The organism is Cyanobium sp. T1B-Tous (assembly GCF_024345475.1).
Taxonomy (GTDB): Bacteria; Cyanobacteriota; Cyanobacteriia; order PCC-6307; family Cyanobiaceae; genus Cyanobium_A.
In genome coordinates, this window is record NZ_JAGQBE010000103.1 from 1 (window position 1) to 6,327 (window position 6,327).

Below are 6,327 nucleotides of genomic sequence, written 5' to 3' on the forward strand. Positions count from 1 at the left end.
CCGTCGATCAAAACCTTCCCCTCGCTGGGCCGGTAAAAACGTGGCAGCAGCTTGAGCAGGGTGGATTTACCGCTGCCAGATCCGCCCACCAGCCCCACAAACGAGCCCACAGGCACCTCAAGATTCACGTTTTGCAGCACCATGGAGGCCTCATCACTGAACCGGAAACTCACATCCACAAATTGCACCCGTCCCTGCAGCGGCGGCATTGGGATGTTGAGCGCTTCCTCCGCAGATTGCTCGGGCGTGCGATCCACCACATCAGCGACCATCTGCATCTGCTGGCGGCTCATCTGAAACTGCTGCCAGGTGCCGGCCAACTTCACCAGCGGGCCAGTGATATAGCCATCAAGGATGCGGAATGCGATGATATCTCCAATGGTAATGTGTTGTTCCATTACCAGCCAAATGCCCACGGATATCACCAGCACCCCATTGAGCTGCTGGATGAACTGACCCAGGTTGCCGAGGGTTTCGCGGGTGATGCGTAGTTTGAAGTCTTCTCCTAAATAGCGGGCATAGCGATTCTGGAATTCCCAGCGGGTCTTGAGCTCAGCGTTCTGGGATTTGATGGTTTGGATGCCGGTGATCGACTCGGTTAGAAACGAGTGGGTGCGCATCGACTCAGCCATCGAGCGCTTGATCTGGCCATACACGATCGGATTGCTCACGATTGTGAGACCGACCATCAGCGGAACGGTGCTCACCACCACCAGCGTGAGCAGCGGGCTGATGCTCAGCAGAATGGCGAAATACACCAAACTGAAGGCTGTATCGATCAGCAGCGGCAGGCTCTGGCCCACCAGAAATTCCCGCAAGCGATCGAGCTGATTGAAGTAGAAGGTCACCTGCCCCACCGGCCGGCTGTCGAAGAAGCCCTGGGGCAGGCGCACCAGCTGATCGAGGATGACTGTCTTAGCTTCCTGATCGATGCGGTTGGCCGTTTCCGTGAAGATGTAGGTGCGCACCGTTTTGATCACGCCCACCGCCAGAGCCGCCAGCAACATCACAGCAGCAATGCTCACCAGCGTGCCGATGTTCCGCTGGCTGGCCGTATCGAGCAGCAGGCGGAAGCCCAACGGTGTGGCCAGCATCAGCACGTTGATGGCCGCCGAGGCCAGCAGCACTTCGATCAGGGCACGCTTGTGCTTCTGAAGGAAGGGCACATACCAGCTCCAGTTGAATTTCTGCTCCTTGGCATCGCTCTTGCGCTCAAAAAGCAGCAGCTCCACCAGGCCACCATCCAGGGTGGTCAGATCGACGCTGGGCACCCGCAGCGGGCCGAGCTCGGCTTCCAGCAGCCGTACCTGGCCGTCAATGTCGACGCCATCCAGCACACCGATATGGCCGTTCTGCATCAGCACTGCCGGAGTGGGCACGCGATGCAGACGATCAGCAGGCACCCGGCTGAGCGTCACCCGCAGCCCAAGCGAATCGAGAATCTGGCCGAGATTCACCAGGCTGAGCTGGGGCTGCCGCTGCAGGATCGCCTCCACCTGGTCGCGCAGGGCGTCGCGGTTGATCGGCACGCCGAAGTAGTCGGCCAAGCTGAGGCACACCGCGATGGGAATATCGCGCGGACCGCTGGCGCGGCTGAGGGCTAACAGTCCACCGCGGCCCTCGACCCGTGGTGGTGGTGGCTCAGGCGAGAGGCTGTATTCGCCTGGGCTGATGCCGAGCTCCAGGGGCAGATCGGCGGATTCATGGATGGGGCCAGCCGCTGCACCCGTCTCGGCCCAGAACGAGCCCGCTGTGGCCGGATCGGGCAAGCCCACCAGCCGCAGCCAGGGCGCACTGGCGGCCAGGGGTTCGATGGGGCGCTCGATCCAGGGCTGCGCCAGCGGCTCGCCACTACTGGCATACCAGCGGTAGCCCACTGGCAGCGCCAACTGCGGGTCGGGCCCCAGGCCCAGGCTGGCCACCTGAGCCTCAGCCGCAACCGCCGGCCACTGCTCCAGCAGCGGCAGCCATTGGGGCTCCCGCGGCACCAACGCGGTGAGCAGGGTGTGCAATTCCGCCGCCGGCAGCTGGTTTTCAAACCAGGCAGCCACCCGGGGGTGGCCCGCCACCACATCACGAAAGGCCGACGCGGGCAGCAGCAGGGCCTCCACATCGCGACTGGCACGCAGGTGCTCGCAAGGGTCGCGGCGCAGCAAGCCGGCCCAGCCGACCAGGCTGCCGGGGCCGAGGCGCTCGATCGTGCGCAAGCCCTGGCCGCTTGGGGCGGAGCCGAGGCTGCGCAACTGACCGCTCAGCAGCAGCAGCACCCCCTCTGGCGGGGTGTCGGGGCGCAACAGGGTTTGGCCAACTCGGTAACGACAGGTCTCCAACAGCGGCTCCAAGGCGGCCGCAGCGTCCTGCTCAAGCTGGTCAAACGGGGGAAATGAACGCAGCCGCTGACCTGGGCCCGCAGGAGTTGGGGCCGCTGTGGCTGGAGGAATGGCAGAGGTCATCGGTTGAGATCAACAGGGAGCAGGACATCCGTGGTGGTGATTTCGGTCGCTTCGTTGTAGGGGGCTTCTATGGGCGGCAGATAAGGCAGGGGTGGAAGGGGCTCGCCATCCATCAGCAGCTGCACCCGCTGCTTGAACCACACCTGGAACAATTCTTCGATCATGCGGCCGCGGGTGGCGGCATCAAGCTGAGCAGGAATTAATTGCTCGAAGCGCAACACCACCCAAGTACGATCAACTTGAAACGGCTTCCAGAGCTGACCGGGACGGCTCACCCGCAACCGCGACACCAACTCGGGGTGGCCTGCGGTGAGAGGCAGGGGCCCAAGCTGGCCGCGGGTTTGACGTTCCGAGCCTTGGCTGTGGTGCTCGGCGAGAGCTGCGAAATCGGCTTCGCCCTCCTGGATGCGTTGATGAAGCTCCTCCGCCAGACCCCGATCACTCACCCGCAACAGCGCATAAACCACCTGATCGAGATCGAGCTTGCGTTCCAAAAAGCGTAGTTCGGCTTCCTCGCGATAGCGCCGCATGAGCCAACGCTCCAATCGGCGGCCCTTGGTAGCGAAATAACGCAAATCCTCAAAACCCAAACGCTTGCGCGGCAGCCAAGCAGCCAATTCTTCGTCGCTGGTCACCCCCTGGCTTTCGACGTAGCGGCGGATCAGCTGTTTCTCCTCTTCGGCCGAAAGCTCAATCGTGCCCACAATCTCATCGAGCACCCAGGCCTGCGCCACCGCCAGAGACAGCCCCTGCTGGCGAATCAGGCGATTGGTTTCAGCCACCGTGAGCCAGGGGCGCTCCGGGGCAATTTCCACCACCGGATGCTCGGGCACTCCGGAGAGCAATTCCGGCGGATTGAGGCGCGGACTGCGCTTGGCGTTTGGGCTGGAGCTCATTGAGGCACCTCCAGGCCGAGCCGCTCGAAGGCAGCACGCATAAGCTGCAGCCCCTGCTCACGGCCGTAGTGGCCGCAGGCAAAGCGATGGGCCGCCGTGCTCATGGTCTGCCAGGTGTTGTCTTCCGTGATCAACAGATTCACACCCTCCAGCCACTGCTGGTGATCCCGGGCAATCCACACCTCCTGGCCATGGCGCAGACCTGTGGCTTCAGCGGCCATCGGGCTGAGCACCTGGGGAATGCCGTGGGCCGCCGCGGCCACCACCTTGCCCTTGAGGCCGGCACCAGAGCGCAGGGGCGCAATGAACAGACGGTGGCGGTTGTACACGCTGCCCGCCTCCGCCACCCAACCGTGCACCACCACCCCGGCCTGCTCGCCCCAGGCCTCAGCCAGCTCACGGCTGAGGCCACTGCCATAAAGATGCAGGCTGAGCGCGGGCAGCCGCTGGCGCAGGGCGGGCCAGAGCTCGGCCAGAAACGCCGCCACCGCATCACGGTTGGGGGGATGGTTGTAGCTGCCGAGGAAGGCCAGCCCCTCGCGGCCAGCCAGAGGTGCGGGATGCTCAGGCCCCTCCAGCACCCAGGGGCAGGCGGCGGTGGCGGCGGTGCCCAGGGTTTCGGCCTCAATCACGCCGCGCTCCACTTCGCTATAGCTGAGAGTGAGGTCCACCTGGCGAATCACCTCCAGCTCCTGGCGTTTCACCAGCTCCACAGCCTCCAGCGCCCGCTGGGCGTCATCGCCCTCGAGCGATTCGGCGCAGGCGGCCCGCAGCTGGCGCAGATAGTGAAGGTCGGCATTGCAGAACAGCACCTTGGCATCGGGGCAGTGCTCCCGCAACAGAGGCAGAGCCGCCTGGGCCACGGTGTAGCGGGTGACGTACACCGCATCAAACTCCCCCCCCCGCTCGGCTAGGGCCTGGCCCAGCGACAGCACAAACGGCGCGTGCAGCACTTCGACGCCGCAGCGCTGAAGGGCTTCGGTGTAGTTGGCCAGCCAGGCCAGGTTGGCCGGCAGCAGGGTCACCTTGTAGCCCAGGGCCTGCACCAGCTCCATCTCCACCAGGGCGGCATGGCTGCCGGCATCGCGATCGGGCCGGGGCGTGTCGTGGTCGATGAACAGCACCCGCCCGCGAATGCCGCGGTCTTTGATGCGCTCGGCTTCGTCGTAGGTGGGTTCGGTGGCGCCGCTGAAGGCATGGGCCCACTTGCGCTGAAACAGCGGCCCATGGATCTCCTGGTATTTCTTCAACCCCTCGGTGGCCTCGGTGTCGCTGCCGTTGCTGAGCCCCTCGTGGTGAATCACTCGTGCCTGGGGGGCATAGCGCACCACAAAACCGGCCTCGCGCACCTTGAAGGCGAGGTCGGTGTCTTCGTAGTAGGCGGGTGAAAACTCCGGACTGAAGCCACCCACCTGGCGCCAGAGGTGGGAACAGATCATCAGGGCCGCGCCACTCACGTAATCCACTTGGCGGGCATAGGCAAACCCAGGCTCAAAGGGGTTGCGGGTGCGGCCGTAGTTCCAGGGGCTGCCGTCGCCCCACACGATGCATCCGGCCTCCTGCAAGCGGCCATCGGGCAACACCAGCTGGGCCCCCACCAGCCCAGTATCGGGCCAATGTTCAAATGGGAAGAGGAGCTCCTCTAGCCAACGCGCGCAGGGCTCGGTGTCGTTGTTGAGCAACACCAGATAGGGCGCCTTGGCGATGGCAGCGCCACTGCAGCAGGCCTGGTTGAAACCACGGGCGAAGTCGTGGCGCACCACCCGCACCCCCGGGGCCTCCAGGGCCAGGGCCTCGCTGGTGCCATCGCTGGAGCCGTCGTCCACCACGATCACCTCGAAGGGCACCCGGGTGGGGGCGTAGGCCAGGGCGGCCAGGCAGCGGCGCGTCACGGCGTATTGACCATGCACCGGGATCACCACACTCACCTGCGGTGTCGCGGCGATCGGCAGCGCCAACGGGCGGCGGGGCACAGCCGAGCCATCGGGGCCTGGCTCGTGCCCCGGCGGCAGGGCCAGGCCGGCTGAATCTTGGTCCAGCCGCACGGGGTGGCTGAGCAGGCGCTGCAGCAGCGGCAACTCCGGGGGCAGCGGCGTGCCATCGGCATCGGCCCAGTGCAACCAGGTGGAGAGGCTGCGCTGGTGCTCCGTGGCCAGAGGCGATAGGTGATCGGGGAACGGGGGCCTGGCGTGGGCAAGCAGGGCCGGCCAAGGGGTGAGCTGGGCTGGCACCAGATCAAGGCTTTCGTCGAGCTGCTGCCAAACGCCCGTGGCATCGGCCTGCTCGAGGCTGAAATGGTGAATGCCACCATCGCAGCAGCTGGAGGGCAAGCGCAGCTGCAGCGGCCACTCATGCTGGGGCAGTGGATTAGGTGGCTCGATCACAAGCGGCTCGCCTGCGTCGATCCGCAGTCGGTAGGGGCCTGCACCAATGGCCCAGCCGGCCAAATAAGGCCCACGCACCGGGCCCAGGCACGCATCGCGGCCTAATCCAGTGCGGCACAGCTGGCGCAGCAGCTGATAGCGCTCGGCATCAAGCCGCAGCGGGCTGCCAGGCAGCTCCAGGGTGAACTCGGCGTCAAAAAACGCCCGCACCACCATGCCACTGGTACGCGGCGGCAGATCGCGGCCGGAATGGCCCAGAAACACAAAGCCGCAATCAGCTTCAACCCCCTGGGCCTTCAGGTCGGGCCTGGGGCGGTTGGCGGTGCATTCCGCCAGCTTCCAGCGGCTGCTGGGGTTGAGCAGGTCGTCGAGCGTGAGCCGGATTGTGAGGGGCTCAGACCCTGTGCTGGCATCCAAAGCGGCGGCCCAGCCCACCAGCCCGGTGCGGGGCTCAAGCCCCTCAAGCTGCCCGCTGAATCCCTCTGAACGCAATCCTTTCTGACTCAGGCCTGTCTGACGCAAGCCTGTCTGACGGAAGTCTTTCTGCGCAGCCGAACCTCCTACAAAACCTCCAGCAGCAGGTGCCGCAGCGGG

Annotated in this window: 3 protein-coding genes; all 3 read right to left on the reverse strand. The window is 65.2% G+C overall.

What is annotated here, in order from left to right:
• The coding region (locus KBY71_RS14400) for an ABC transporter transmembrane domain-containing protein (protein ID WP_254929582.1) at positions 1-2,330 on the reverse strand (2,330 nt) is incomplete at its 3' end.
• A 119-nt stretch (positions 2,331-2,449) separates the two neighbouring features.
• Positions 2,450-3,349: a peptidylprolyl isomerase gene (locus tag KBY71_RS14405; protein ID WP_254929583.1), complete on the reverse strand. Its 900-nt coding sequence runs from the start codon at positions 3,347-3,349 to the stop codon at positions 2,450-2,452.
• Positions 3,346-6,225: a glycosyltransferase gene (locus KBY71_RS14410; RefSeq protein WP_254929584.1), complete on the reverse strand. Its 2,880-nt coding sequence runs from the start codon at positions 6,223-6,225 to the stop codon at positions 3,346-3,348. The genes KBY71_RS14405 and KBY71_RS14410 overlap by 4 nt, the downstream gene beginning before the upstream one ends.
• Positions 6,226-6,327 lie beyond the last annotated feature (102 nt).

Excerpts from the sequence above, each read along its gene's own strand:
- KBY71_RS14405 (WP_254929583.1), bottom strand. The coding sequence starts at position 3,349 with ATGAGCTCCAGCCCAAACGCCAAGCGCAGTCCGCGCCTCAATCCGCCG.